The organism is Ochrobactrum sp. Marseille-Q0166, from assembly GCF_014397025.1.
In the GTDB taxonomy this organism is placed as follows: domain Bacteria; phylum Pseudomonadota; class Alphaproteobacteria; order Rhizobiales; family Rhizobiaceae; genus Brucella.
In genome coordinates this window covers 886,712-912,595 of the sequence record NZ_JACJUO010000001.1, presented here as the reverse complement: position 1 = coordinate 912,595, position 25,884 = coordinate 886,712, and the positions used below count along the sequence as shown (strand labels likewise).

Sequence of the window (25,884 nt, the reverse complement as noted above, 5' to 3'; positions counted from 1 at the left end):
TCCCCGAAGAAATCATTTCGACGAACTACATTCTGATTTCACCTAGTTTAAAAGCTTTTTCGTTTAAAAACTCTATGAATAAAAGAAAATTCAGAGGAAAACTCTGCCTCAACTATTTCGATAAGATGAGGTTTTTTAGATTTAATGATCGCTATCGACTGTAATAACCCAGCCTATCATAGAGCGGCTGACTTCTGAAGCGTGCACAAGAACGGCGCCCTCAATATATTGCAACTCACCAGCGCACTTGATGGAATGAACACCCTAAAGATCAGCCAACAATGGCCCGGAAAGTTGGTGCTCTTTGATTCGGGTCGGAAACAACCCTGACATTATAGCATTGACCCGATGCCAACATCTTGAGCAGCAAAAGTAACCGAAACAATCACGCCCGGCATATGCTCAAATATATCGTACGTCGTATTTCCTTACACGCAAGGCACGTGCAACCCCAGCATTTTAAAAACTGCATCTATTGGACTAAAAGACTATCCGCTTCATCAAAAGCAGCGCATACTTCATCAGGTCGGGCTACATCCGTCACAAAATGTATGCTTTGTGCGTTACAGCCCATCCCGAAAAGTGAAAAATGGTTTCTTAAAAAATATTATTTTTAAAACAATGACTTATAGAAATTATCTGATCGAATGCGCTCTAAAGCTGCAACGGCTTTATGTCAAAAGAAGGAGGTAAAAAACCTCCGCGACAACACAGTATTCTGCTTGCAGATTGCGCGCCATACGATCGCGCATTAAAAAAGCAAAACCAAAGGCCCAAGCTGGATCCATTCGACCATGGCACAAAAGACCCGCCCCCTCATCGCTGTCCCTACCGATGTGAAGCCATTTGAAAACTACATTTGGCATTCAGCCCCTGAACAATATCTCGCTGCGGCCATTGACGTTGCAGAGGTTACGCCGCTTCTCGTACCAAGCTTTGGCGACAAGATCGACATTGAGGCTATTCTTGATGGCGTGGATGGCTTGCTGGTGACTGGCGCGAAATCAAACGTAAATCCAGAGCTTTATGGCGTCGAACAAAGTGCGGCTTTCGAGCCATATGATAATGCGCGCGATGCAACATCGCTCCCCCTCATCCGTGCAGCAATCAATAAAGGTATTCCCGTTCTGGCGATTTGCCGTGGTATTCAGGAACTGAACGTGGCTTTGGGTGGCACGCTGGCCACCGAAATTCAGGAACTGGAAGGCCGTATGGACCACCGGGCACCAGAGTCGGACATTCAGGCCGAACGCTTTGCCATTCAGCATGCTATCAAGATCGCACCGAACTCGTGTTTGGCGGAGATATTGAAAACCGATGACGTCAAGGTCAATTCAGTTCATCGTCAGGCCATCGATAAACTTGCCCCCGTCCTGGCTGTTGAAGCCACAGCAGAAGACGGCACGATTGAAGCCGTCTCAGTCAAAAATGCAAAGGGTTTTGTCGTCGGTGTTCAGTGGCACCCGGAATACTGGGTTCAGTCGGATGCGCCCTCACGCAAGATTTTTGAAGCCTTTGGTGAAGCTGTGCGTGCTCACAAGGCGCAGCTCACAGCATAGAGCATAATCGAACTGGAATAAAACGAGGGTTTATAAGACTATGCCTAAAATACGAAAAGCTGGAGCGCCGCTCTAATTCAGTCAGATCAGCAATCTGACCTTATCAAACCTTCTTCAAATGCACGGTTTCCGGCACGGGCGTCAGAGCTTCGCCTTTGTCGAACCATGAAATCAGGTTGTCGATGACGAGATCGGCCATATCCTGACGTGTCTTTTCCGATGCGGAGCCAATATGCGGCAACAAAACCGTATTCGGCGCATCAAGAAGCGCCTGCGGCACATTTGGCTCATTGGCAAACACATCAAGGCCAGCAGCAGCAATCGTGCCATTCTTCAGAGCAAGCGCCAAAGCATCTTCGTCAACAACAGAACCACGACCAATATTAATCAGAACGCCATCTGATCCGAGCGCGTCAAGTACGTCCGCATTGACGGCCTTTTCAGTTTCCGCGCCACCGGGTGCGACCAGAATAAGCGTATCAACCGCTTTAGCAAGCTCAAGAAGGCTTGGATAATAGGTATAATGCACATCATCGGCTTTGCGGCGGTTATGATAAGAAATCGGTAGACCAAATGCTTCAATGCGGTGCGCGACCGCTTTGCCAATACGGCCAAGGCCGAAAATGCCAACCTTGCGACCGCGCAGTGACAATTTCGAAAGCGGATACCGGCCCTGCTTAACCCACTCACCAGAACGCAAAAACTCCTGCGATTTTGACAACTCACGCACAGTATCGATCAGCAGGCCAATGGTCGTATCCGCCACTTCATCGGTCAGGACATCTGGTGTATTGGTGACCATCACGCCTTTGATTGCAGCATGCTTGGCATCAACAGCATCATAGCCAACCCCGAAATTACCAATGATTTCAAGGTTTGGCAGCGCGTCGATCAGTCCGGCATTGACTGTAGACATACTGGCGATGCCTTTAACATCTTTGGCCCAGCTTGGTTCAACCAATGTTGCATCACCTTTTGGAACGCGCTTGACCCGGAATTCGTCCGAAAGCCGCTGCACGGCATATTCGTTGAAATTGCCAAGCACCAGAATGGTCGCTTCACGTTCACTCATGCCAGCTTCCTTATGTTCATGCAGACTTCAACAAACCATCAAAGATCGTTCATTCATTGTGTTTGGGATCAGAGATTTTTAGGCTTGGATGTCGATTGCCGGATATGCAGCTCCGGCTTGATCAGTTCCTGATCGTGCGAAACCTCAACGCCATTCAGCTGATCAAGAAGAGCGCGAGCAGCACGGCGACCGACTTCGCGCTGGCCGTTCCAAACCGTCGTCAGTGCGGGCGTTGCAATGGCCGCTTCTTCCAGATCGTCATAGCCGGTGACGGAAATATCTTCGCCCGGCACAAGGCCCGCGCGCGCGATACCGTTCATCAGACCAATGGCCGACAAATCATTCCAGCATACAGCCGCCGTGGGTTTGTCTTTGAGTGCAAGAAACTGCGGCGCAACCTCAAAACCGGCCTGCTTGGTACGCGGACCTGCAATGCGCCATTCGGGTTTTACTTCGAGTCCGGCTTTCTGCATCGCCTGCAAATAGCCCTGATAACGATCACGGCCTGTTGAGGTCTGATCCGTGCCGCCGATCATGGCAATTCTGGTATGCCCGAGCGAAATCAAATGGTTGGTTGCAAGGCCGATACCATAGGCATCATCACCGCGGAAAACGGGCGCATGAACGCCTTCAACGTCACGCGCGATCAGCACAACCGGCAAGCCATTATCTTCGGCAAGTTGAATGTCCTCTGGTGGCGTACCGATGGCTGGTGACATGATGACACCATCCGCACCAAGCTGTAACAGCGTATCCATAAAGGTGCGCTGTTTTTCCAGCTGATCATAATGGTTAGACAGGATGAATGTCTGGCGCGAACGGTCCAGTTCCGTTTCAATCGACCGCAAAATCTCGGCGAAGAACGGGTTCATGATATCATGAACCACAACGCCCACAATGCCTGAGCGCGAAGTACGCAGACTAGCCGCACGCCGATTATAAATATAACCGATAGCGCGGGCATGTTCCTTGATCTTGTCACGGGTCTGGTCGGCAACAAGCGGACTGTCACGCAATGCCAGCGAAACCGTGGCCGTCGAAACACCAAGCGCATCTGCGATGGTCGATAGCTTGATTTTCTGAGCCAAATCGCCTCCCCGAAATGATCTTGCATCAATCACAACAGGAAAGGCTTCAAATCATTTCAATTAAAGAAGCGGCAATCCCATTTCAATTGGTTATGCCATTGCAATCATTGAATTGAAAGTTTTTTCAGCGCGGCTTTTATGGCCTTGCGCTCATTCCACATCTTCATCCTCAATAACTTCCTTGTCCAACGCGTCAGACATGCGGGCCGCGCCACGAGCCGTCAGGTTATTTTCCAGACGGGTGAGCATTTTGAGAAATGCCTTGCGCTCTTTTTTATCCAGGCCTTTGAGCATGTCTTTTTCAGTCTTGCGAATAGACTTCTCGATAATCTTGATCGCCTCCACGCCCTGCGGCGTAAGAAAAACATGCGATTGACGCTGATCCGTCTCTGAAGCCTTTTTTGTGACGAAGCCCTGCGTTTGCAGTCGCGTGATGGTCTTGGTAACGGTCGGCGGGCGAACACCAAGGCGCTGAGCCAGAATGCCTGGCGGCAAACCATCTTCTGATGCAAGCTGCAGCATTACCGCATCCTGACCGGCATAAAGACCCAGTTCGAGCAGACGTGTGGCAAGCACGGTTCTTGTGAGACGCGCTACCGATTGCAGCCGGTAAAGCGTCTCTGCCTTTTTGTCCTTACTCATCGCGACCTCACCATTGGCCATAAACTAATAAAGTGCAGCCTATAGCAGGATATTGTCTGCCGTATGAAGCTGCAAGCACCAGCAACAGGTTAATGTAGACATTGCAGCCACAAAGTAAATTTGCCGCAGTGAACATGAAATATCTTCGATATGTGCAGGGCGCGAATGTCGGAAACAGACAAACGGTTGCTGTTTTATTCGATCATCATTACGCTTGAGAACAATAATTTAGGCATAATCAGCATGGAGACCAGCATGACCGACCTGCGCGACCAGAACAGCAATATGATTGTCGTCCTGCCACTCGGTGCGCATGAGCAGCATGGCCCTCATCTGCCATTTGAAACAGACACGATCATCGCTGAAGGCATAGTCGCACGCGTCAACGAAGCATTGCCATCTGATCTCAACGTCAACTTTCTGCCGGCCCAGCCGGTCGGCTATTCCATTGAGCACATGGACGTCGAGGGCACCCAAAGCCTTGCTTTCTCGGAAGCCGTCAATCAATGGATCGGAATGGGTGAAAACCTTCATGCAGGTGGCATTCGCAAACTGGTGATGCTCAATGCCCACGGTGGCAACTCACCGCTGATGACCATCGTTGCGACCGAGCTTCGCACGCGCCTTGATATGCTGGCGGTGGCGACAAGCTGGACCCGTTTCGGTCTACCGGAAGGATTGATTACTCCGGAAGACAAGTCGCTCGATATTCATGGTGGATTTATCGAAACGTCGGTCATGCTCGCGCTGCGCCCTGATCTGGTTGACATGTCGAAGGCTGCAAACTTTCCGAGCAAACAGTCAGCTTTCGCAAAAGAGTTCAAATATTTACGCGCCTATGGCCCTCACGCTTTCGGCTGGAAAATGCATGATCTGAACGCTGACGGTGTGGCAGGGAATGCGGCCGCCGCAACGGCTGAAGCAGGTGAGAAAATTCTTGCACATGCTGTCGCGGGTTTCATTGACCTGCTGAAAGATGTGGACCAGTTTGACCTTAAGCGCTTTAAACCGGAAGAGATGGCAACAACGTGATTGAAGCCGATGTTATAATATAGCATTGCATATAGCATTCCCGAGCACCTTCCCCTATATGAGATACCCGATCTGACGCCTTTATGGTGCGCGTTTGCACGCGCCCAGCAAGGCCGCAACTCAAGAGGCATGAAAATGAGCCAGGCTGAAGCCCATACTGAGGATAAGTCAACCACAGACGCTGGCACAGAGGCTGGTCGTATCCCTGTTACCGTTCTGACCGGATATCTTGGATCGGGTAAAACGACGCTTCTCAACCGCATCCTCACCGAAAATCACGGCAAGCGTTATGCTGTCATTGTCAACGAATTCGGCGAAATCGGCATCGACAATGATCTGATTGTTGAGTCAGACGAAGAAATCTATGAAATGAACAATGGCTGCATCTGCTGCACCGTGCGCGGCGATTTGATTCGCGTTGTGCAGGGGTTGATGCGCCGCCCGGGCCGCTTCGATGCGATCATCGTTGAAACCACTGGCCTTGCCGATCCGGTCCCTGTTGCACAGACATTCTTCATGGATGACGATGTGCGTGCCAAAACGGTTCTTGATGCTGTTGTAGCGCTCGTTGATGCCAAGCACCTTCCGCTGCGTCTGAAAGACAGCCGCGAAGCAGAAGACCAGATTGCATTTGCCGATGTGGTGCTGATCAACAAGACCGATCTGGTGACACCGGAAGAACTGGCCAGTGTTGAAGCGACTGTTCGCGCCATTAATCCGCACGCCATCATTCACCGCACGGAACGCTCGGCAATTCCTCTGGATCGCGTGTTGAATCGCGGCGCTTTCGATCTCAAGCGTGCGCTTGAAAACGATCCGCATTTCCTCGACCATGACCATCCGGATCATGTGTGTGGCCCTGATTGTGACCACGATCACGGACATGATCATCACCATCATCATGGGCACGATCACCATCACCACCATGATCATGACCATAGCTGCGGCCCCGACTGCAACCACGACCATGGGCACGACCATCATCACCATGACCATGCCTCGCCGATTCATGATGTGACCGTTACTTCGGTGTCGTTGCGCGCTGGCGAGATCGATCCGGCTAAATTCTTCCCATGGATTCAGAATGTTACCCAGACGCAAGGTCCAAACATTTTGCGTCTCAAGGGCATCATTGCATTCAAGGACGATCCTGACCGCTATGTGGTTCAGGGCGTTCACATGATCATCGAAGGTGACCACCAGCGCGCATGGAAGCCGGAAGAAAAGCATGAAAGCCGTCTTGTCTTCATCGGACGTCAGCTTGATTCAGCTGAACTCAAAGCCGGTTTTGAAAACTGTCAATCACAGTAAAATTGGACACTGATGCCTACAGTTGCCCCACTCGACCTTGATGGTCACTGTCTCTATGCCCGTTTTATCAAGGGTATTCCCTTTTTCGCGCTGGCTGATGGTACGATCCATCGGCTGGACAATGGTCACCAGACCAGCACGGCCCATGACGGACTTCTCAGTGCAACCCTGACCTTCGACGGTAAAGCACTGCTGACCGGCGGCGAAGATGGTCGCGTTTGTCAGACTGCCACAGATGGCAGCGTCACCGAACTTGCCAAAGTTCCGCGCAAATGGATGACCGCTGTTGCAAGTGGACCAAGCGGCAGCGTCGCATTTGCGTCTGGCCGTTCGGCCTGGTTCCGCTCATCCAATGGCAAGATTGAGGAATATCAGCAGGAACGCAGCGTTGAAGGCATAGCTTTTGCGCCAAAAGGTCAGCGTCTCGCGATCGCGCGCTATAATGGCGCGACACTGATCTGGCCGGGGACCGAAGCAAAGCCTGTGGAGCTTGAGTGGAAAGGCGCCCATATCGGTGTCGTCTTCTCGCCCGACAATCGTTTTCTGATTACGTCCATGCAGGAAAATGCCCTGCATGGCTGGCGTCTGGAAGATGCCAAGCACATGCGCATGACCGGCTATCCGGCAAAGGTCAAAGACTGGTCCTGGAGTGTCAAGGCCAAGTGGCTGGCAACCTCCGGCGCACCGGCTGCGATTGTCTGGCCATTTTCGGGTAAGGATGGCCCTATGGGCAAAGCGCCGCTTGAACTGGGCTTGCGCGGCGACAGCATGGTAACATCCGTTGCCTGCCATCCGCTCGAAGAAATTGCAGCGATCGGCTATAATGACGGTATGGTGCTTCTGGTACGGTTTGCCGACCAGAAAGAAGTGCTGCTTCGTCGTGGCGGTAAAAGCGCAATCACCAGCATGGGCTGGGACGATCAGGGCACACGTCTGGCATTCGGCTCTGAAACCGGCGATTGCGGCGTGATAGACATGACGACCACCTGAACAGGCTTGTTAAGTGAAAGGCCCCGATTGGGGCCTTTTTATCACTTGGCTTTCATCGTCACGGTCGGCCCGCCATCTGGACCGAGCGAAGCGACCCACTGACTGATGGCTGAGGCATCTTTTTCACCAAGCATATGATCCGCTTCAATGGTGCGTGCATCAACCTTCGCTCCACCGGAGCGCAACAGCGCTGACAGTGCTGGTGCAAATGGCGAATAGAGCTTGTCTTCCTGACCCGTAATCGTCAGCACTCGTGTCTTACCTAGATTTGCAACCGGGACATTATCAAGAACAGGCATCGAGCGCATCAGCACTGCACGCTTGACCAGATCCGGATGCAACATCATCGTTGCCGCCAACAGATTTGCACCATTGGAATAGCCAACAAATGTCGCATGTGGCAGATCAAGGTCCTTCTCGTCAGAAAGACGGGTGAGGAACGTCACGAATGCATTGGCTTCAAGCTTCACATCTTTCTGATCGAACTTGACCGGCGTGATGCGTTTGTACCAACGCGTGCCACCATCCTGCATAACGCGCCCGCGAACACCCAGAAGTGTGGCACGCGGCCAGATTTTCGACGCCATCGGCACGAGGCTGGCTTCATTGCCGCCCGAGCCATGCAACAGAACAATCAGCTCATTGGAGGCATTCTCCGGCTTGTAGAAACGATAGATAAACCGCTTGCTACGCGAAAAATTCTGCTCCGGGGTTGTTTCGACATTCATTTTCTTTTCACGCATCGTTACGCCCTCACCGAGCCGGGGAGCGCCTGTTTCATCTTTCATCGACGCAGAAATGCCGTTCAGCGCCATGCCCTGCGATTTGCTTACAACCTTCACAGGCATAAGCTCTCCCTCTGCAAATGCAGTGGTCGTGGTTGCTGCAAGCGCCATCAGCATGGCGGCTATAAACATCTTCTTTACCATAAGCTCAACTTGCCACTTATATGTTAACGAAGGTTTTAAGGCAGCCCCCCGGGCCTGGCTAAGACCCGTGCCAGTTTGATCAATGTGGTGCTGTTAACAACACAGATTCAGCAAGAATATGACAAAAACACTAAAACTTACCGACTGTTACATTCGTGTTACAGTTAATTTATACATCAACAACACGTGAACCATAATCGAGTAGCAAAAAAATCATTCTTTTGACGTGTTTAGCGCGACAATTGGCCTGCGTGAAAAAACCAGTGGGCACAGAGGATTCCGACATGAATAGCTTCAAGCCTGGCCGTTTTTCGTCTGCCCGCCTTAATTCTGGCGATGTGACGCCAAAAAATCTTTATTTGCGTCGGCGTGATTTTTTGATTGGTGCGGGTGCAATTGCTGCGACAGGCTTTGCATCGGGTGCGGTTGCCGAGCCGCTCAAAGCCACCGCTTCCGCCTATAAAGTCGATGAGAAGCTGACGCCCAAAGATTCTGTCACGACCTATAATAATTTTTATGAATTCGGTACGGACAAGAGTGATCCTGCCGCCAACTCAGGCAGCTTCAAACCATTGCCCTGGAGATTAAAAGTCGATGGACTGGTCAAACAGCCCAAAGAATTCGACATCCGGGAACTGATCGCAAAGATGCCGCTTGAAGAGCGTATCTATCGGATGCGCTGTGTCGAAGCGTGGTCGATGGTTATTCCATGGATCGGCTTTCCCCTTGCAAGCCTGCTCAAACAGGTCGAACCGCTGGGATCAGCCAAATATATTGCGTTTACCGGTGTCGTACGGCCAGAAGAAATGCCCGGGCAAAATGGCTTGTTTCAGGCTTTGAACTGGCCCTATGTCGAAGGCTTGCGCCTTGACGAAGCGATGCATCCGCTGACGATCCTCTCGGTGGGCCTTTATGGTGAAACACTTCCCAATGCCAATGGCGCACCCATCCGGCTGGTTGCTCCGTGGAAATATGGGTTCAAGGGCATAAAATCGATCACCAGGATCAGTTTCGTGGAAAAGCAACCGCCCACATCATGGCAGCAGCAGGCCGCAAACGAATATGGCTTCTATGCCAATGTAAACCCCGACGTCGACCATCCTCGCTGGTCCCAAGCCACCGAACGCCGGATTGGCGAAGGCAGCTTTTTCAGCGCCAGTCGTCGCCCGACCTTGCCATTCAACGGTTATGGCGAAGAAGTTGCCTCGCTTTACGCGGGTATGGATTTGCGGAAAAACTACTGACATGGCGGCTCAGTCCAGATCCGCATATATCAATAAATTAAAGGTCTGGGTTCTGTATGCTCTGGGCTTTCTGCCTGCTGTCTGGGCTTTTTATCTCGGTGCAACCTACCAGCTTGGCGCCGACCCGATCAAAAGTTTCGAGCATATGCTCGGTCTCTGGGCTCTGCGCTTTCTGATCTTAACCCTTCTTATTACGCCTGTCCGCCAAATAACGGGTGTCAGCCTGTTACGCTATCGACGCGCGCTCGGGCTACTCGCCTTCTATTATGTCTTGATGCATTTCGCCGTCTATATGGTCCTGGATCAGGCACTCAACATTTCCGCATTTATCGCAGATATAATCAAAAGACCGTTCATCACCATCGGCATGGTCAGCCTCGCAGTTCTTGTGCCTTTGGCACTCACATCGAATAACTGGTCCATTCGCAAGCTGGGGCGGCGGTGGGTCGTACTCCACAAACTGGTCTATGTAGCGATTGCAGGTGGTGCGATCCATTTTCTGATGTCAGTAAAAAGTTGGCCTGCCGAGCCCGTAATATATGCGGCAATTGTCGCAATACTTCTGCTATGGCGCGTGGCATATCCACTTTTCAAAGGTAGGAAACAAATAAAACGCCGACCTGAAGTCGCGACATTGTTGAAGAAATAAGTAACGCATATCCTTCAATGAATTCTAACCTAAGAGATAAATCGACTTTCCGACAGGATAGACGATGACATAGTGCTACAAATCATGCCAGTATCGCCCCGTCTTTGATGAACGAAGCGGCAAGCGAATACGGAATATCCATGGCATCTATCCTGAAATCCAGACCCGTTCGTTTCGCAGGCAAATTCGTCTTTGTCTTGTTCGTTATAGTCTTTGCTCTCTGGTCCAGCTTTGCAATGTGGTTCCAGTTACCTTTCGGCAATGCTGTACGAGGGTCGATCATTGCTGCATGGCTGGTAATTTCACTGTGGGTCATTGCAGGTGAGCGCCAATTCTATTGCCGTCGCAAACGCCTGTTTTTCTGCCTGCTCGCTCTTGTATTTCTTGGATGGTGGGCAACCATTCGTCCATCACTCGACCGCATCTGGGCGCCGGAAGTGGCGCGTACGGTCACGGGCAAGGTGGATGGCAATCTTGTCACGCTTTATAATGTCCGCGATTTTGACTGGCGCTCGGTCAACGACTTCACACCCGTCTGGAAAGATGAAACCTATAATCTCGACAAGATAACATCCGTCGATCTTTATCTTTCTTATTGGACAGGCCCGGCAATCGCGCACACGCTCCTGTCGTTTGGCTTTGAGGACGGGCGGCACGTCGTCTTTTCCGGCGAGATCCGCAAAGAGCATCACGAATCCTACTCGCCAATTGGCGGTTTCTTCCGTGAGTTTGAACTGGCGATGATTGCGGCTGAGGAGAGCGACATTATTTTCCTGCGCACCAATGTCCGCAAGGAGGATGTCTATCGTTATGAGATTGATCTTCCGCCAGCAGCGGCGAGAGAGCTCTTTCTCTCTTACGTAGAGCAAGGTAACCAGCTCGCTCAAAAAGCCAAATTCTACAACACGGTGACGACCAACTGCACGACCATTATTTTTCAGATGGCGCGGTTTCTAGATCCCGGCATCCCCTTCGATTACCGCATTCTGCTGTCCGGTTATCTGCCCGGTTACCTTCACGATCATGGATGGCTCAAGAATGATGGCAACACCGTCGAAGAAGCCCGCCAGCGCGCATCCATTGATGCGAAAGCACAGGCAGGTGATCGCGAAGGCTATTCCGAACGCATACGCCAATAAAAAACCCCGCTTGCGCGGGGTTCTCAACCAACAACTGCAATCAATCAGATTGCAGCGGTAATGATGATTTCAACCTTGTAATCAGGGGTTGCGAGTGCCGCTTCACCGGTCGCACGCGCTGGTGTATTGGCCTTATCGACCCAGCTGTCCCAGACTGCGTTCATTTCAGCAAAATCTTTCATGTCCGCAAGCCAGATGATTGCCTGAAGAATCTTCGACTTGTCGGAACCAGCAGCTGCCAGCAGACGATCAACTTCAGCCAGAACAGCTTTGGTCTGGTCGGTCACGCTTGCACCCGGCTCGCCAACCTGGCCAGCAAGATAAACGGTATTGCCGTGAACAACGGCCTGGCTCATACGTGGTCCGACTTCGATACGACGGATGCTCATGGTGAACTCCTCTCATGACTGCTGCGGATATGCCCGCTTGTAAAAATGATGCGCACCCTTATTAGAGTGCATCCTGAAAAGTGTGAAGCGGTTTTCAGACAAGATACGCGCTAAAAACTCTGGGATGATTTAGTCTGATCAAGACCCCTCGCCGCGGTGTGCTTTGGCAATGCGTGATGAGTGCATCGTATCGAGAATTATTGCTGACCGATTGACTCTTTGTACCCCTTTCCCTATAAGCCGCACCACGTTCGCCCTTAAGGGTTAATGGATGGCTTCTGCTATCCTGCTTTATGGGAAAAGAACTCGCTCCTGTTCAATTGAGCTTGGTCCTGAAACTTGAAATTGAATTTCAGACAAGATCATGCTCGTCGAAAAGACAGAACCAAGAAGGGCCGCACACCGCGGTATTAAATAAATGAAGCGCACTTTCCAGCCATCCAATCTCGTCCGCAAGCGTCGCCACGGATTCCGTGCACGCATGGCAACAGCAGCAGGTCGTAAAGTTCTCGCCGCTCGCCGCGCACGCGGCCGCAAGCGGCTTTCCGCTTAATCTTTTCCCGCGCGACCAGCGCGGTGAATAAAGATATGAAAAAGCAGAAACAAATACTCCGCCTTCGCAAGAGAGCGGAGTTTTTGTCTGTAAGGAATGGTGAAAAACGGCGTGGTCCACTGTTTCTTTTGGAAGTCCGGCAACGGTCTGAAGAAGAATCTGCGGCTGCCAAAATTGGCGAAAAGCCCCGCGCAGGCTTCACTGTCACCAAGAAAAACGGCAATGCGGTGATACGTAATCGTATCCGTCGCAGGTTGCGAGAAGCGGTTCGTTGTCACGTGGGGAGTGACATGGCGGCCTCGACCGACTATGTGATCGTAGCACGCGAGCAAGCACTCACTGCGCCCTTTTCGCAACTGACCGCAGAACTCTCCAAACGCATTAAAGCCAAGGATGATCGGCGGGGCGAAAAGAAACGCCGAACGGAAAGACCGGAATCAGGACCCGTCGATGGAAAATAATCGTAATTTCTTCATAACCATTGCCCTGTCCATCCTCGTACTAACGCTGTGGCAAGTATTCTATCTGGGACCGAAAACGGAAGCCCAGCGGGAACAGACACGCATTGAGGAGCAGCAGCGCCAGACCCAGCAAGCCGCCCAAAGCGGCGCACAGGGTGGTGCTCAGGGCGATACTCCACAGATATCGGGCACACCCGGCACGGTTCCAGGCCAGCATGATGGTGCAGCCGCAACTGGAACGCTGACCCGTGAAGCAGCTGTTGCGCAGTCGCAGCGCGTGGATATCGATACACCTTCCCTGCGCGGTTCGATCAATCTGACCGGCGCACGCCTTGATGATCTTTTTCTCAAGAAATATCGTGAAACGGTCGATCCAAACTCACCTGAAATTGAACTGCTTGCTCCATCAGGTCTCAAGCAGGGATATTTTGTCGAACTCGGCTTTGCAGGAAATGAAGCTGTTGGTCAGGTTCCCGGCCCGAACACCGTCTGGTCGGTCGAAGGCAACAACAAGCTGACACCGTCAACACCTGTTACGCTGACCTACACCAACGACAAGAACATCACCTTCAAGCGCGTCATCTCGGTTGACGATGCTTACATGTTCGCAGTCGACGATACGATCACCAACAATACCGGTGCGCCAGTTTCGCTGGCCTCCTATGGCCGCGTAACACGCTTCAATCAGCCTGAACATGCAAGCGCAACCTATGTTCTCCATGAAGGCCTTATCGGCGTCATGGGGCAGGATGGCTTGCAGGAAATCAAATATTCCAAAGTCGAAGACGACAAGGATATTTCGTTCAAGGACGTCGTTGGCGGCTGGGTCGGTATCACCGACAAATACTGGGCAGCGACACTCGTTCCGCCCCAGACAGAAAAATTTACCGCTCGCTTCTCGCACTTCACCGATGGTCGCCCACGCTACCAGTCTGATCTTCTGAGCGCGCCGGTTACCATCGATGCCGGTCAGTCGCAGACGATCAAGAACCACGTGTTTGCCGGTGCAAAGGTTGTTCAGGACATCCAGAACTATCAGGATCGTCTTGGCATCAAGCAGTTTGACCTGCTGATCGACTGGGGCTGGTTCTACTTCATCACCAAGCCGATGTTCTACCTCATCGACTGGATCTACAAGTTCTCCGGCAATTTCGGCGTTGCTATCCTGCTCGTCACCGTTCTTCTCAAGGGCCTGTTTTTCCCGCTTGCCAACAAGTCTTACAAGTCGATGGCCCGCATGAAGCTCGTGCAGCCAAAGATGACGGAAATCCGTGAGAAATATGCGGATGACAAGATGAAGCAGCAGCAGGAGATGATGCGTCTCTACAAGGAAGAGAAGATCAATCCTCTAGCAGGCTGCTGGCCGGTACTCGTGCAGATTCCGGTATTCTTTGCGCTCTATAAGGTACTTTACGTCACCATCGAAATGCGCCATGCGCCATTCTTTGGCTGGATTCATGACCTTGCAGCACCTGATCCAACATCGATCTTCAACCTGTTTGGCCTCCTGCCTTATGCGGTTCCGGCATTCCTCATGATTGGCGCCTGGCCAATCATCATGGGCATCACCATGTTCCTGCAAATGCGCATGAACCCGACGCCTCCGGATCCAACACAGGCGATGATCTTCACCTGGATGCCGATCATCTTCACCTTCATGCTGGCATCGTTCCCGGCTGGTCTCGTGATCTACTGGGCATGGAACAACACTTTGTCGATCCTCCAGCAGGGCTTCATCATGAAGCGTCAGGGTGTGAAGATTGAACTCTTCGACAACCTGAAAGACCTCTTCAAGCGAAAGCCGAAAGAGGCCAAGAAATAAAAAGACAAAAAGCCCCGCTCAAGCGGGGCTTTTTTTGTGCGCCGCGATCCAGAACGGTTGACAATGCAGCGCGTAACCGTGATGCGTGTATTCTTTAGAGTACACGATCAGGAAGAGCCCTTTGAGCGATCAGGACAAAAAGCAGGCAGCTATCAACGCCGCTCAGGCAGCAGCAGATGCGACCCGTGCCGCCCACATGGCTTTGGTCGAAGAAGGGCGCCTGCTGTTCAAGAAGTCGTGGATCTTCATCCGTGGCGTGCCTTCAATGAAATTCCTGCCACTCGAAGGCCCTGTTGAAATAGCATTTGCCGGACGCTCCAATGTCGGCAAATCATCTCTGATCAATGCGCTGGTTGGGAAAAAAGGCCTTGCCCGCACATCCAACACCCCAGGCCGCACACAGGAACTCAACTATTTCGTTCCAGATGGTTATTCCGGTGAAGATGGCGACTTGCCGCCACTCGCACTTGTTGACATGCCCGGCTATGGCTTTGCCGAAGCACCCAAAGCCCATGTTGATGCCTGGACACGTCTTGTATTCGACTATCTTCGTGGTCGCACCACCTTGAAGCGCGTCTATGTGCTGATCGACTCGCGCCACGGCATCAAGAAGAACGATGCCGAAGTGCTTGACCTGCTCGATAAAGCAGCGGTCTCTTATCAGATCGTTCTGACCAAGATCGACAAAATCAAGGCCGCCGGCATTCCGCGTCTGATAGAAGAAACGCATAACCTTACCAGAAAGCGCGCCGCCTGTTTCCCCGGTATCATCACAACCTCTTCGGAGAAAGGCCTTGGCCTTGATGAATTGCGCGCTGCTATTGCACTGGTTGCAAAGCAGTAAACTGAGAGCGTCCATCAGCTTGGGCAAAGATCGGACTGGTTGTTCAATCCCTGATTAAGATGTTCAAATTGCGCGGTGGTTTTCGAACCATCGCGCGTGATACGCACGACATAAATACTATCGAAATCATTGCCATTCCATTTTAACACCGAGGCTTCATCGCCTCCCTCCTCCTTCAGAATATTTCTGGCAAGCTTCACGATCTGCTTGTGCTCCCAGGCAACAAGAACAGTGGATGCCTTATATTCTGATCGCTCAAGCGCATCCTGCAATTGGTCTATATCCTTATAACCAAAGCGAATATCAACAGGTATGCCGAGCTTTATGGCCATTGGTTCGACCGTGGACAGCGGGCGATTATAGGGATATTGCACACCCCGGTCTTTTTTCAATCCGGCAGGATCAGGGGCAAAGATCACATCCGGCTTGCCGAATTTTTCTTCTATGACAGCGGGCAGTTTGAGCGAGCGATTAAGTCCGCGACAATTCAATTGCCCAAGTCCCTGCTCCGGTTTTTCACCATGTCTGATCATTATAATGGTTTCTGTCGTGGGCGTCGCTTGCGCCCCGCCTATACCGGCAAGGGAAATAAGAGTTAGAAAGATCACCAGCCGCATAAGACAACTCCGTTATGGTGGAACAGTTTGGCGCACGGAATTGATTTTAATGCGGCGATTAAAATCAGCCTGATCAAATAATCGAGAACGATGGACACAAAACCGTTTTACAGGCTCGCACATATTGCTTAGAAAAGCCTGCCTCTCTTGCCCTGTCGCCAGCCATGGAGCCCGCGATGACGACTCTTGAAAATCCTGAAATGCAAGCGCAACTTCTTTCGGCAGCTCTGCCTTATATGCAGCGCTACGAAAACAAGAATGTCGTGGTGAAATATGGCGGTCACGCCATGGGAAACCCGGAACTGGGCAAGGCGTTTGCCCGCGACATTGCGCTTTTGAAGCAGTCAGGTATCAATCCAATCGTCGTTCATGGCGGCGGTCCACAGATTCAGGCGATGCTGACCAAGCTCGGCATTGAATCGCGCTTTGAAGGCGGTCTTCGCGTCACCGACGAGAAGACCGTTGAAGTGGTGGAAATGGTACTCGCCGGTTCCATCAACAAGGAAATCGTGGCTCTCATCAACGCCGAAGGCGAATGGGCAATCGGTCTTTGCGGCAAAGACGGCAACATGGTTTTCGCGCGCAAGGCACACAAAACGGTTATCGACCCGGATTCGAACATCGAGAAGGTGCTTGATCTGGGCTTTGTCGGTGAACCAGCAGAAGTTGACCGCACCCTTCTCGATCTTCTGGCGCGTTCGGAAATGATTCCTGTCATTGCACCAGTAGCACCGGGTCGCGACGGTCACACCTACAATATCAATGCCGACACCTTTGCAGGTGCCATCGCTGGTGCGCTGGCCGCAACGCGTTTACTCTTCCTCACCGACGTTCCGGGCGTTCTCGACAAGGACAAGAAGCTCATCAAGGAGCTTTCGGTTGCCGACGCCCAGGCGCTGATCCAGGACGGCACCATCTCCGGCGGCATGATCCCGAAGGTCGAAACCTGTATCGATGCAATCCGTCGCGGCGTTGAGGGCGTTGTCATTCTCAACGGCAAGACACCGCATTCCGTGCTGCTGGAGCTTTTCACCGAACACGGTGCCGGCACGCTTATCGTGCCATAATAGAAAAATGCGCACTCATTGTGCCATAATCAGTTAGCCGCCTTCGGGCGGCTTTTTATTGACCGGCCTTCGTGACATAAAGACTTATGACCAATCAACCTGATGCTCCGGCCTTTGCCCACGTCACCGACTGGGTATTCGACCTTGACAATACACTCTATCCGCACGCCGCCGACCTGTTTTCACAGATCGACGTGCGCATGACGAGCTATGTCGAGAACCTCCTGAAATTGCCGCGCGACGAAGCGCGCAAAATTCAGAAGCAGTTTTATCTGGAATATGGCACCACACTGAAGGGCCTGATGGAATGCCATAAGATCGATCCAGACGACTTTCTCAAAAAGGTTCACGACATTGATTATACGTGGCTGAAGCCTGATCCGGCTCTGGGCGAGGCAATCCGCGCCCTGCCCGGTCGCCGTTTCATCTTTACCAATGGTGATCGTGGCCATGCGGAACGTGCAGCACAGCAGCTCGGCATTCTCGATGATTTCGACGATATTTTCGACATCGTTGCAGCAGGACTGACGCCCAAACCGGAACGCGTCACTTATGATCGTTTTCTCGGAGCATTCGGCATTGATGCACAAAAGGCTGTGATGTTTGAAGATCTGGCGCGCAATCTCGTCGTGCCGAAGACATTGGGCATGAAAACCGTGCTGGTGGTTCCAAATAATTTTGAGCCAACATTCTCAGAAATATGGGAAAGTGACCCGGAATTCACTGATCAGGTCGATTATGTCACCGACAATCTGACCCAGTTTCTGGAAACCATAATTGCAGACCGATAGGCAGTTTACGGGCCTTGAAAAAAGTATCGATAAGGCGGCTCATCGCCTTCTCGACAGCTTGCCAAGGCATCGCATCAGTGATGCGCTGATTGAGTTTCTGGTTTTTGGATTGAAGCAAGCATGGGCCTGCTTGTTTGGCGGCGCGATGCTGGGTCTCATCATCCTCACACGCTGGTTCTGGCCAGACGGTGGAATTGGGGATGCTCCAGGATTTATCACCCGCTATGACTTCCTGTTTCTCTCCGCTGTTATGATCCAGCTTGGAATGCTTGTCTTTAAGCTTGAGGCTTGGGAAGAAGCCAAGGTCATCGTCATTTTCCATATTGTCGGAACGGCTATGGAAGTGTTCAAAACCCATGCCGGATCATGGATCTATCCGGAGGAAAACTTCTTCCGGATCGGTGGCGTGCCACTGTTTTCAGGCTTCATGTATGCGGCTGTCGGCTCCTATATGGCGCGTATCAACCGCATATTCGATATCAGGCTTAACCACTATCCGCCGCTCTGGACGACGATCGTGCTGGCGGCTGCGATCTATATCAATTTCTTCGCCCACCACTTCATCTGGGATATGCGCTGGGTGTTGTTTGCCGCAACCTTCGCGCTCTACTGGCGCACGACCATGCATTATCGCGTGTTTCGCTTCCGGCATAAAATGCCGCTGCTGGTCGCGTTTCTGCTTACATCACTGTTCATCTGGATCGCCGAAAACATCGGAACCTGGTCGAAAGCCTGGCTCTATCCCAACCAGCGCAATGGCTGGGAGCTGGTTTCAATGAGTAAGCTCGGCTCATGGTATCTGCTGATGATTATTTCCGTTGTGCTGGTGACACTCGTTCACCGCCCGCGGCCTTATGAGGACGGAAAACATTCAGAACCTTGAAAAGTTCCACTTCTGCATAGAGACGGCAAAAATCATAATTAAGGCCAGTCTATTACTAGTCGCATCATATGCCCCAAAACCCAAAGTGGCCACGCCAAACCACCGCCAGACGTTCCACATTTCATTTATAAATTTTTGAACTGAACCCAATGCGGAATGGATCAACTGCCAGTAATTTTCACTGGTCTTTAATAAAACCTGTTTCGAAAAAATATATAAAATCCATCGTGAGCATCCCACACTTATGGAGCCCACGATGGCATCTTTACAATCAAAGCTTATAAAAGCTCTTGATCTCGTCCCATGCTTCGTCGGCCGTTTCCACGAAGGTCAGCAACTCGATATCGGCAGGAGAAATCGTACCCTGCTCTGCCAGAAACTCGATATTGATCGCTTTGCTCCAGAAATCTTTGCCAAACAGGATGAGCGGCATCCGCTCCATACGGTCTGTCTGGATCAGGGTCATCGCTTCAAACAGCTCATCCATCGTGCCGAAGCCGCCCGGAAATACGCAGATTGCCTTCGCACGCATCAGAAAATGCATCTTGCGCAGCGCAAAATAATGGAAATTGAAGCAGAGTTCCGGCGTCACGTAACTATTGGGCGCCTGCTCATGCGGCAGCACAATATTTAAACCAATGGTTGGCGCACCGACATCCGCGGCACCGCGATTGCCCGCTTCCATCACGCCCGGACCACCCCCGGTTACGACGATGAATTCGCGATAATAGGTGGTCGCTGAATATTCGGAGCAGATGCGGGCAAATTTGCGCGCTTCTTCATAATAGCGTGCATTGGCTTCAAGATTTTTTTTCTGAACTTCGTTCTTGGCAGCCCATGCCTCTCCGCCCGGCTCTGGAATACGGGCGCCTCCAAACATGACAACCGTCGACTTGATGCCACGATCGGCAAGAATCAATTCAGGTTTGAGAAGCTCAAGCTGAAGCCGGATGGGGCGCATATCGCGCCGTGTCATAAAGTCATCGTCCATGAAGGCAAGCCGATAAGCCTCAGCCTCAGTCTGGGGAGTCTTCGGAACGGTGCGCGCCTGCTTGGCGGCTTCCTCAGAATTGGGGAAAGGCGTCCAGCCAGTCTTCTCCATCGGGTTCATGCTTGCCTGATCCTTCAATTACAATGCTATTTGATGCTTTAGCATCAATTTGGCCGCTAAATTCTTAATCTGGCACAATTGCGACCAGCTATTCGCACAATATCGCGATTGACCCATATGGTACCTTCGCTTAATCACTTCTACGATAACTGCCGACCGAAAAAGGCGGCAGCCGCTTATCCTGCCATTTTATGGAGACCGCCATATGACCAAGCCAGATTTCGCCTCCCTTGAAAAGGTCATCGAAAAGGCTTTTGACGAACGCGATGGCATCAACACGGCAACCCGCGGCGAAGTTCGCGATGCTGTTGAGCAGTCGCTGCTGATGCTCGATCGCGGTGAAGCGCGTGTGGCAGAAAAACAGGCGGACGGCAACTGGCAGGTCAATCAGTGGCTCAAAAAGGCCGTGCTGCTTTCTTTCCGTCTCAACCCAATGGAAATCATCAAGGGTGGCCCTGGCCAGTCTTCATGGTGGGACAAGGTTCCTTCCAAGTTCGACGGCTGGACTGCCAACGAATTTGAGAAAGCCGGTTTCCGGGCGGTTCCAAACTGCGTCGTCCGTCATTCCGCTTATATTGCGCCGAACGCGATCCTGATGCCATCTTTCGTCAATCTCGGCGCTTATGTCGATGAAGGCACGATGGTCGATACTTGGGTAACCGTCGGTTCTTGCGCACAGATCGGCAAGAACGTGCATCTGTCGGGGGGCGTCGGCATCGGCGGTGTTCTGGAGCCAATGCAGGCTGGCCCGACCATCATCGAAGACAACTGCTTCATCGGCGCCCGTTCGGAAGTCGTTGAGGGTTGTATCGTTCGCGAAGGTGCCGTGCTCGGTATGGGCGTGTTCATCGGCAAGTCGACCAAGATCGTCGACCGCGCAACGGGTGAAATCTTCTACGGCGAAGTACCGCCATATTCAGTCGTTGTTGCGGGCACAATGCCCGGCAAAAACGTCCCGGGTGAAAACTGGGGCCCAAGCCTTTATTGCGCCGTGATCGTCAAGCGCGTCGATGAGAAGACCCGCTCCAAGACTTCGATCAACGAGCTGCTGCGAGACTGATTTCTCCGCAAAATCAAACAAAAAAGGCGAAGCCCGAAAGCTTCGCCTTTTTTTATTTCACTGCCAGAATGATTAGTTCTGGTAGCTCGAAGGCGATGCATCGCCGAAGCGGTGTGCAGAGCCATCGCTATAGGTCTGGCTCTGGATCGAAGCCGGAGCAGTGTAGTCAACGCCCTGCGTTGCAACTGGCGTACGATCATTTGCATAAAGATCGGCAGGTGTACCAACATTTGGGTTTTCAGCAAAAGCAGCACCGGCGCTAAGGGCAACGGCTACGGCAGCAAGAGCAAACTTTTTCATTTTTATAATCCTTCTATCGCCCCTTTGGATGGCAACCTGCCTTTCCCTTCGGGGACTCCGGGATGACAAGAAGCCATCCTCCGGGGAGATTCGTTAAAATCGTTGAGTATTCAAATCCGGCAGCGAGAACCTTGGGAGGCCGCACTCGCTACCTTCAAATTTTGCCATTCCGGCCTGCAATGAAACCGGGATAGCAAAGTTTTCATTCGAACTTTTAGTTCGAGAAGCTGGAAGGCGATGCATCACCGAAACGGTTTGCAGAACCATCCATATAGGTCGAGTGACCAATTGCAGCAGTTGCAGTGTGATCAACGCGCTGAGCAGCGACAGGTGTACGATCATTTGCATAAAGATCGGCAGGTGTGCCTACATTTGGGTTTTCAGCGAAAGCAGCACCAGCGCTAAGTGCGAGAGCAGCAGCAGCAAGAACAAACTTATTCATTTTCTATCTCCTTAGTCTGATGGGCGACGTTCTGTGCGTCGTCCTCATGCATCTCAAATGGGTGACAATGGGAGAAAGTTCCAGTCACGAAAATGTTTTCTTAATCACACATTCGTGCATGCAATTTTTTCAAAAACAAAGGGAAGATTGAAAAATACATATTATAAACAATATGTTAACTCATATATCTGCGTTCACAGAACTGTTATATAAGCATTTTTGTTCATTTTCACTGAACAGACTGTTTGCAATCACTGTATAAGAATTGAGAACAATGGGGCTCATTGATGACAGTTGCGTGGCTGAAAGTTTCATCCTCGACACGATGAGCAAATCAGTTTTGACGAGGTAGGAATGCCTTATCCACAATCATGGCACCGCGAAATAAATAGGGCCGCAAAATGCGGCCCTATTCACTTGCGTCAGATGATAGCTGCCTTTTTCGATGGCAACTGTCCGATATCAATTATTGGCAACCGTCATGCCTCGACCAGCAATCGACACCCACTGCCCTGAATGGGCTGGCGATTGCATCTTGACATAACGGTAGGAGGTCTTCTCCACAGGCAGCACTTCCGTGCGCATATTGTCGAGAATATAATCACCGTGATCGGTCCTTGCCGACAAGACGATATGCGCCTCGCTGCCCTGCACCATCGTGATCAGTAACTGTGAGGGGCTGATGCCACGAGCTATCAGCTTGGCGCGCTTCATCAATACATAATCTTCGCAGTCACCCTTCCCATTGCGGGGAATGGTCCAATAATCGCGCTTGCCGTAATTATCCTGATCGGAAACCGGCTTGATCGCCGCATTGACCGAAGCGTTGACGCTTTGCAGCAGCTTCATGCGATCCGGCGTCAGCTTCATCGGCGCCAAAGCACGATGAGCTCCGCAATCACGCGGGTTACGCTTGCAATAATCAAGATGGCCGTATGGAATACTGGTAATCCCGCCTGCTTCACTCCATTGAGCTGCCTTGGCCGGAACCAGCGTCGCCCCGGATAAGGCCAATATACCTGCTGCCGCAGAAATCAGTAGACGCATGACGGATTCCCATTTTTAAAAAATGTCCCTTGGAACAATTCCACGGTGACAATTCCCCAGTGACCGGTCCGTTTTCCGGATCTCGCTATCAACCTTTTTTTAACTAACGATGACAAAGCCCCTCTGGTCAAGGAAATTTCATTCCCGAATTGCAACGATCTGAGAAAAGCTATGATTTCTGCACCGCCTCGAACTTGTTTACGTAAAGAGGCGATTGCTATTTCATCTGCGAGCGTCCCAATCTAATCTCAAGCCAATACGATTCTCAGAATGAAGCTTTGACATCATGAGCCTTCCTACCAATCCCGCCGATAATCTTGCCGCTCTGATCCGCTGCCCGTCCGTAACACCCGCTGAAGGCGGCGCGCTTACGGCACTTGAAGCGATGCTGGAGCCAATGGGCTTTTCCGTTCAGCGTCCCGTCTTCACTGAAGAAGGCACGCCGGACATTGAAAACCTTTATGCACGCAAATCCGGAAATGGTGCTCATCTGATGTTCGCCGGGCATACCGATGTCGTGCCTCCGGGCAATGAGAGCGACTGGAAACATCCGCCTTTCTCTGCGGCTGTCGAAGACGGCGTCATGTATGGGCGCGGCGCGGTTGACATGAAGGGCGGTATTGCCTGCTTTGTGGCTGCTGTTGCGCGTCACATCGAAAAGCATGGCAGCCTCAAGGGCAGCGTCTCCTTCCTCATCACGGGCGATGAAGAAGGCCCGGCAATCAACGGCACCGAAAAACTTCTGCAATGGGCGAAAGACCGTGGCGAAACATGGGATGCTTCGCTTGTCGGCGAGCCAACCAATCCCGATACGCTCGGCGACATGATCAAGATCGGGCGTCGTGGCTCGATCTCCGGCACGATCACAGTTCACGGAGTGCAAGGCCATGCCGCCTATCCGCATCTGGCAGAAAATCCGGTTCGTGGCATCACCACGCTGATCGACGGCCTGCTTTATCCGGCTTTCGATGAAGGAACCGATGATTTTCAGGCCAGCAACATGGAAGTGACAACGGTTGATGTGGGCAATACGGCGACCAACGTTATTGCAAACAAGGCGACCGCTTCCTTCAATATCCGCTTTAACGATACGTGGACCGCAGATAGCCTGAAGGCCGAGATCGTCTCGCGTCTTGAAAAGGCTTCGCGCAACGACCGTCTGCGACCGGGCCGCGAAACGCCGATCAGTTATGAACTGACATGGCGCGAAAACCCGAGCCATGTGTTTCTCACCCGCGACGAGAAGCTCATCGGGACACTGACCTCTTCAGTGGAAGCCGTCACCGGCAAACGCCCGCAGCTTTCCACATCAGGCGGCACGTCGGACGCGCGTTTCATCAAGGATTATTGCCCGGTGGTGGAGTTTGGCCTTGTGGGACAGACCATGCACATGGTCGATGAACGCGTGGCCCTTGCCGACCTTGAAGGACTGACACAAATTTACGAACGTTTCATCGCTGATTTCTTCGGATAAGGGACCAATATGCCCAATCTGGATACTATTTTCAGATATTTTGCGGGCGTCTGGAAGATGATGCTTGGCCGGAAAGATGGCCTTGGATATCTCGATATCTCCACAGAAGATTTCTGGGCATCATTCTATGCAATTGTGGTCGCTCTGCCGCCGCTTCTGGCAACCTGGGTTGCCTATGCAGCCGACCTCACGGCGGGGCGCGAAGAAGCTGGCCTTCGCCTGGCCATCGTCATTCGTGCCGCAACTGTCGATATTGCTGCCTGGGTTATACCGATTGTTATCGTCGGCCTGATCGCACAACGTATCGGCATTGCAAAGCGCTATGCCGCTTATGTAATTGCAACCAACTGGGGCAGCGCACTTCTTGCATGGCTTTTCGCGCCAATCACGCTGCTACAGCTATTCTTTCCGGGGTTTCTTGATGTCGCGACGCTGTTTGCGTTCTTGCTCTTCGCCATCTCGATCATCCTGAGCTACCGGCTGACCTTCATCGTGCTGCAGCGCCCGCACGGTTATGTGGCACCGTTCTTTGCCTGCATGTTCTTCGGCTCACTGTTCATCACAGTGTTCCTGCAACAGCTTTTTGGCATCGGAATTGGCGCACAGACTTTTTAAAACGGAAACGGGTAATCAACGCCAATCAGATAAAGCCCATAGGGCGGTGCGACCTGACCGCAGGCTTTGCGATCCCTGGCCTCAAGTGCTGCCTGCAGATCATCAGCCGTCCAGCGGCCAACGCCAACTTCCATCAGGCTTCCCGCAAAGGAACGCACCTGATTATGCAGGAACGAACGTGCTGAAACCCGCATTTCGACATAGTCGCCATTGCGCGTGATATCCAGCCTGTCGAGTGTCTTCACCGGACTTTTTGCCTGACATTGCGTTGCGCGGAATGTCGTAAAATCATGCTCACCCAGAAGCCGCTTTGCAGCCTCATGCATCGCTTCGTGGTCAAGGCGTTTCTGCACCCACCAAACGCGCTGATAATCAATCGCCAGAGGCGAACGGCGGTTGTGAATGCGGTAGAGATAATGCCGGGCGCGCGCCGAGAAACGTGCATCAAAAGCATCCGTTGTCTTCTCGACATTGAGAATGCTGATACGTTCATCCGCCATGACCAAATGCGCATTGAGGGCATCGCGCACTTTCGCAGCACCCCAATCCTTGGTCAGATCGACATGAATGACCTGCGCGCTCGCATGGACGCCTGCATCGGTGCGGCCTGCCGCACTCAATGTCAGATCTTCACCACAGAATTTCTTGAAAGCCTGCTCAATCGCGTTCTGCACGGCATGGCCGTTTTCCTGCCGCTGCCAGCCGACATAGGGCGTGCCGTCATATTCGACAGTGATCTTGTAACGAGGCACC

Annotated in this window: 28 protein-coding genes; 17 read left to right on the top strand and 11 right to left on the bottom strand. The window is 51.9% G+C overall.

The features are described from left to right. Window positions 1-782 precede the first annotated feature (782 nt). Window positions 783-1,559 (top strand): gamma-glutamyl-gamma-aminobutyrate hydrolase family protein, encoded by a 777-nt coding sequence (locus tag H5024_RS04355; RefSeq protein ID WP_187546593.1) that lies wholly within the window; start codon window positions 783-785, stop codon window positions 1,557-1,559. A 103-nt stretch (window positions 1,560-1,662) separates the two neighbouring features. Here H5024_RS04355 and H5024_RS04350 read toward each other — a convergent pair whose 3' ends face one another. The 3 genes from H5024_RS04350 to H5024_RS04340 form a co-directional block, all read right to left on the bottom strand. Next, entirely contained in the window at window positions 1,663-2,631 is a 969-nt protein-coding gene (locus tag H5024_RS04350) for a 2-hydroxyacid dehydrogenase (protein ID WP_187544191.1), read from the bottom strand. Window positions 2,632-2,699: 68 nt separating this feature from the next. After that, window positions 2,700-3,719 carry a LacI family DNA-binding transcriptional regulator gene (locus tag H5024_RS04345; protein ID WP_187544190.1) on the bottom strand — a complete coding sequence of 340 codons (1,020 nt, stop codon included), beginning with the start codon at window positions 3,717-3,719 and terminating at the stop codon, window positions 2,700-2,702. Between the two features lie 150 nt (window positions 3,720-3,869). Continuing rightward, window positions 3,870-4,361: a MarR family transcriptional regulator gene (locus tag H5024_RS04340; protein ID WP_187544189.1), complete on the bottom strand. Its 492-nt coding sequence runs from the start codon at window positions 4,359-4,361 to the stop codon at window positions 3,870-3,872. Between the two features lie 255 nt (window positions 4,362-4,616). On the opposite strand from H5024_RS04340, the gene H5024_RS04335 reads away from it, so the two are divergent. The 3 genes from H5024_RS04335 to H5024_RS04325 all read left to right on the top strand — a co-directional run bounded on the left by H5024_RS04335 (window position 4,617) and on the right by H5024_RS04325 (window position 7,694). Further along, complete coding sequence (locus tag H5024_RS04335) at window positions 4,617-5,393, top strand: creatininase family protein (protein ID WP_187546590.1); 777 nt, start codon at window positions 4,617-4,619, stop codon at window positions 5,391-5,393. 135 nt (window positions 5,394-5,528) lie between these two features. After that, entirely contained in the window at window positions 5,529-6,704 is a 1,176-nt protein-coding gene (locus tag H5024_RS04330; RefSeq protein ID WP_187544188.1) for a GTP-binding protein, read from the top strand. A gap of 12 nt (window positions 6,705-6,716) precedes the next feature. Beyond that, the gene (locus tag H5024_RS04325; protein WP_187544187.1) at window positions 6,717-7,694 is read left to right on the top strand and encodes a WD40 repeat domain-containing protein; all 978 of its coding nucleotides are present in this window, start codon (window positions 6,717-6,719) and stop codon (window positions 7,692-7,694) included. A gap of 41 nt (window positions 7,695-7,735) precedes the next feature. On the opposite strand, the gene H5024_RS04320 is transcribed toward H5024_RS04325, so the two are convergent. Continuing rightward, window positions 7,736-8,623, bottom strand: coding sequence for an alpha/beta hydrolase (locus H5024_RS04320; RefSeq protein ID WP_187544186.1), 888 nt, complete (start codon window positions 8,621-8,623; stop codon window positions 7,736-7,738). Between the two features lie 284 nt (window positions 8,624-8,907). On the opposite strand from H5024_RS04320, the gene msrP reads away from it, so the two are divergent. From msrP to H5024_RS04305, 3 genes are all read left to right on the top strand, one after another. Further along, entirely contained in the window at window positions 8,908-9,867 is a 960-nt protein-coding gene (gene msrP / locus H5024_RS04315) for a protein-methionine-sulfoxide reductase catalytic subunit MsrP (protein ID WP_187544185.1), read from the top strand. A gap of 1 nt (window position 9,868) precedes the next feature. Further along, window positions 9,869-10,516, top strand: coding sequence for a protein-methionine-sulfoxide reductase heme-binding subunit MsrQ (gene msrQ / locus H5024_RS04310; RefSeq protein ID WP_187544184.1), 648 nt, complete (start codon window positions 9,869-9,871; stop codon window positions 10,514-10,516). A 140-nt stretch (window positions 10,517-10,656) separates the two neighbouring features. Continuing rightward, on the top strand, window positions 10,657-11,655 hold the full coding sequence (locus tag H5024_RS04305; protein WP_187544183.1) for a DUF4105 domain-containing protein: 999 nt from the start codon (window positions 10,657-10,659) through the stop codon (window positions 11,653-11,655). Between the two features lie 44 nt (window positions 11,656-11,699). Here H5024_RS04305 and H5024_RS04300 read toward each other — a convergent pair whose 3' ends face one another. Continuing rightward, a complete protein-coding gene (locus H5024_RS04300; RefSeq protein ID WP_007876378.1) occupies window positions 11,700-12,044 on the bottom strand; it encodes a RidA family protein in 345 nt (114 codons plus the stop codon). A gap of 418 nt (window positions 12,045-12,462) precedes the next feature. Between H5024_RS04300 and rpmH the strand changes: the two genes are divergently transcribed. The 4 genes from rpmH (at window position 12,463) to yihA (ending at window position 15,724) form a co-directional block, all read left to right on the top strand. After that, complete coding sequence (gene rpmH / locus H5024_RS04295) at window positions 12,463-12,597, top strand: 50S ribosomal protein L34 (protein ID WP_187544182.1); 135 nt, start codon at window positions 12,463-12,465, stop codon at window positions 12,595-12,597. Window positions 12,598-12,632: 35 nt separating this feature from the next. Then, entirely contained in the window at window positions 12,633-13,058 is a 426-nt protein-coding gene (gene rnpA / locus H5024_RS04290; protein WP_187544181.1) for a ribonuclease P protein component, read from the top strand. Beyond that, window positions 13,048-14,880 carry a membrane protein insertase YidC gene (gene yidC / locus H5024_RS04285; RefSeq protein ID WP_187544180.1) on the top strand — a complete coding sequence of 611 codons (1,833 nt, stop codon included), beginning with the start codon at window positions 13,048-13,050 and terminating at the stop codon, window positions 14,878-14,880. Before rnpA ends, yidC begins: the two co-directional genes overlap by 11 nt. A gap of 196 nt (window positions 14,881-15,076) precedes the next feature. Beyond that, entirely contained in the window at window positions 15,077-15,724 is a 648-nt protein-coding gene (gene yihA, locus H5024_RS04280; protein WP_187546588.1) for a ribosome biogenesis GTP-binding protein YihA/YsxC, read from the top strand. A 14-nt stretch (window positions 15,725-15,738) separates the two neighbouring features. On the opposite strand, the gene H5024_RS04275 is transcribed toward yihA, so the two are convergent. Then, complete coding sequence (locus H5024_RS04275; RefSeq protein ID WP_187544179.1) at window positions 15,739-16,341, bottom strand: hypothetical protein; 603 nt, start codon at window positions 16,339-16,341, stop codon at window positions 15,739-15,741. Between the two features lie 176 nt (window positions 16,342-16,517). On the opposite strand from H5024_RS04275, the gene argB reads away from it, so the two are divergent. The 3 genes from argB to H5024_RS04260 all read left to right on the top strand — a co-directional run bounded on the left by argB (window position 16,518) and on the right by H5024_RS04260 (window position 19,082). Continuing rightward, the gene (argB, locus tag H5024_RS04270) at window positions 16,518-17,408 is read left to right on the top strand and encodes an acetylglutamate kinase (protein ID WP_187544178.1); all 891 of its coding nucleotides are present in this window, start codon (window positions 16,518-16,520) and stop codon (window positions 17,406-17,408) included. Window positions 17,409-17,494: 86 nt separating this feature from the next. Next, on the top strand, window positions 17,495-18,199 hold the full coding sequence (locus tag H5024_RS04265) for a pyrimidine 5'-nucleotidase (protein WP_187544177.1): 705 nt from the start codon (window positions 17,495-17,497) through the stop codon (window positions 18,197-18,199). Further along, the gene (locus H5024_RS04260; protein WP_187544176.1) at window positions 18,186-19,082 is read left to right on the top strand and encodes a DUF817 domain-containing protein; all 897 of its coding nucleotides are present in this window, start codon (window positions 18,186-18,188) and stop codon (window positions 19,080-19,082) included. Before H5024_RS04265 ends, H5024_RS04260 begins: the two co-directional genes overlap by 14 nt. Window positions 19,083-19,353: 271 nt before the next feature. On the opposite strand, the gene H5024_RS04255 is transcribed toward H5024_RS04260, so the two are convergent. Continuing rightward, the gene (locus tag H5024_RS04255; RefSeq protein ID WP_187544175.1) at window positions 19,354-20,193 is read right to left on the bottom strand and encodes an LOG family protein; all 840 of its coding nucleotides are present in this window, start codon (window positions 20,191-20,193) and stop codon (window positions 19,354-19,356) included. A 205-nt stretch (window positions 20,194-20,398) separates the two neighbouring features. On the opposite strand from H5024_RS04255, the gene dapD reads away from it, so the two are divergent. Beyond that, on the top strand, window positions 20,399-21,253 hold the full coding sequence (dapD, locus tag H5024_RS04250; protein ID WP_187544174.1) for a 2,3,4,5-tetrahydropyridine-2,6-dicarboxylate N-succinyltransferase: 855 nt from the start codon (window positions 20,399-20,401) through the stop codon (window positions 21,251-21,253). A 72-nt stretch (window positions 21,254-21,325) separates the two neighbouring features. Here dapD and H5024_RS04245 read toward each other — a convergent pair whose 3' ends face one another. The 3 genes from H5024_RS04245 to H5024_RS04235 all read right to left on the bottom strand — a co-directional run bounded on the left by H5024_RS04245 (window position 21,326) and on the right by H5024_RS04235 (window position 23,042). Further along, window positions 21,326-21,553 carry a hypothetical protein gene (locus H5024_RS04245; RefSeq protein ID WP_187544173.1) on the bottom strand — a complete coding sequence of 76 codons (228 nt, stop codon included), beginning with the start codon at window positions 21,551-21,553 and terminating at the stop codon, window positions 21,326-21,328. Window positions 21,554-21,767: 214 nt separating this feature from the next. Next, complete coding sequence (locus H5024_RS04240; RefSeq protein ID WP_187544172.1) at window positions 21,768-21,995, bottom strand: hypothetical protein; 228 nt, start codon at window positions 21,993-21,995, stop codon at window positions 21,768-21,770. A gap of 462 nt (window positions 21,996-22,457) precedes the next feature. Further along, the gene (locus H5024_RS04235) at window positions 22,458-23,042 is read right to left on the bottom strand and encodes a transglutaminase-like cysteine peptidase (RefSeq protein ID WP_187544171.1); all 585 of its coding nucleotides are present in this window, start codon (window positions 23,040-23,042) and stop codon (window positions 22,458-22,460) included. Window positions 23,043-23,328: 286 nt separating this feature from the next. On the opposite strand from H5024_RS04235, the gene dapE reads away from it, so the two are divergent. Further along, window positions 23,329-24,516, top strand: a complete 1,188-nt coding sequence (dapE, locus tag H5024_RS04230) for a succinyl-diaminopimelate desuccinylase (RefSeq protein WP_187544170.1) — start codon at window positions 23,329-23,331, stop codon at window positions 24,514-24,516. Between the two features lie 9 nt (window positions 24,517-24,525). After that, window positions 24,526-25,131, top strand: a complete 606-nt coding sequence (locus H5024_RS04225) for a hypothetical protein (protein ID WP_187544169.1) — start codon at window positions 24,526-24,528, stop codon at window positions 25,129-25,131. Here H5024_RS04225 and truA read toward each other — a convergent pair. After that, window positions 25,128-25,883 carry a tRNA pseudouridine(38-40) synthase TruA gene (truA, locus tag H5024_RS04220; protein ID WP_187544168.1) on the bottom strand — a complete coding sequence of 252 codons (756 nt, stop codon included), beginning with the start codon at window positions 25,881-25,883 and terminating at the stop codon, window positions 25,128-25,130. The genes H5024_RS04225 and truA overlap by 4 nt on opposite strands. Between the last annotated feature and the right edge of the window lies 1 nt (window position 25,884).

Bases quoted from the DNA above. Each gene is read 5' to 3' on its own strand.
- H5024_RS04330 (WP_187544188.1), top strand. From the start codon at position 5,529: ATGAGCCAGGCTGAAGCCCATACTGAGGATAAGTCAACCACAGACGCT.
- H5024_RS04325 (WP_187544187.1), top strand. From the start codon at position 6,717: ATGCCTACAGTTGCCCCACTCGACCTTGATGGTCACTGTCTCTATGCC.
- yihA (WP_187546588.1), top strand. From the start codon at position 15,077: ATGGCTTTGGTCGAAGAAGGGCGCCTGCTGTTCAAGAAGTCGTGGATC.
- H5024_RS04335 (WP_187546590.1), top strand. From the start codon at position 4,617: ATGACCGACCTGCGCGACCAGAACAGCAATATGATTGTCGTCCTGCCA.
- yidC (WP_187544180.1), top strand. From the start codon at position 13,048: ATGGAAAATAATCGTAATTTCTTCATAACCATTGCCCTGTCCATCCTC.
- msrP (WP_187544185.1), top strand. From the start codon at position 8,908: ATGAATAGCTTCAAGCCTGGCCGTTTTTCGTCTGCCCGCCTTAATTCT.
- H5024_RS04300 (WP_007876378.1), bottom strand. From the start codon at position 12,044: ATGAGCATCCGTCGTATCGAAGTCGGACCACGTATGAGCCAGGCCGTT.
- H5024_RS04340 (WP_187544189.1), bottom strand. From the start codon at position 4,361: ATGAGTAAGGACAAAAAGGCAGAGACGCTTTACCGGCTGCAATCGGTA.
- H5024_RS04245 (WP_187544173.1), bottom strand. From the start codon at position 21,553: ATGAAAAAGTTTGCTCTTGCTGCCGTAGCCGTTGCCCTTAGCGCCGGT.
- H5024_RS04275 (WP_187544179.1), bottom strand. From the start codon at position 16,341: ATGCGGCTGGTGATCTTTCTAACTCTTATTTCCCTTGCCGGTATAGGC.
- H5024_RS04320 (WP_187544186.1), bottom strand. From the start codon at position 8,623: ATGGTAAAGAAGATGTTTATAGCCGCCATGCTGATGGCGCTTGCAGCA.
- H5024_RS04255 (WP_187544175.1), bottom strand. From the start codon at position 20,193: ATGAACCCGATGGAGAAGACTGGCTGGACGCCTTTCCCCAATTCTGAG.
- rpmH (WP_187544182.1), top strand. From the start codon at position 12,463: ATGAAGCGCACTTTCCAGCCATCCAATCTCGTCCGCAAGCGTCGCCAC.
- H5024_RS04235 (WP_187544171.1), bottom strand. From the start codon at position 23,042: ATGCGTCTACTGATTTCTGCGGCAGCAGGTATATTGGCCTTATCCGGG.
- H5024_RS04350 (WP_187544191.1), bottom strand. From the start codon at position 2,631: ATGAGTGAACGTGAAGCGACCATTCTGGTGCTTGGCAATTTCAACGAA.
- dapD (WP_187544174.1), top strand. From the start codon at position 20,399: ATGACCAAGCCAGATTTCGCCTCCCTTGAAAAGGTCATCGAAAAGGCT.
- H5024_RS04305 (WP_187544183.1), top strand. From the start codon at position 10,657: ATGGCATCTATCCTGAAATCCAGACCCGTTCGTTTCGCAGGCAAATTC.
- rnpA (WP_187544181.1), top strand. From the start codon at position 12,633: ATGAAAAAGCAGAAACAAATACTCCGCCTTCGCAAGAGAGCGGAGTTT.
- argB (WP_187544178.1), top strand. From the start codon at position 16,518: ATGACGACTCTTGAAAATCCTGAAATGCAAGCGCAACTTCTTTCGGCA.
- H5024_RS04265 (WP_187544177.1), top strand. From the start codon at position 17,495: ATGACCAATCAACCTGATGCTCCGGCCTTTGCCCACGTCACCGACTGG.
- H5024_RS04225 (WP_187544169.1), top strand. From the start codon at position 24,526: ATGCCCAATCTGGATACTATTTTCAGATATTTTGCGGGCGTCTGGAAG.
- H5024_RS04240 (WP_187544172.1), bottom strand. From the start codon at position 21,995: ATGAATAAGTTTGTTCTTGCTGCTGCTGCTCTCGCACTTAGCGCTGGT.
- dapE (WP_187544170.1), top strand. From the start codon at position 23,329: ATGAGCCTTCCTACCAATCCCGCCGATAATCTTGCCGCTCTGATCCGC.
- msrQ (WP_187544184.1), top strand. From the start codon at position 9,869: ATGGCGGCTCAGTCCAGATCCGCATATATCAATAAATTAAAGGTCTGG.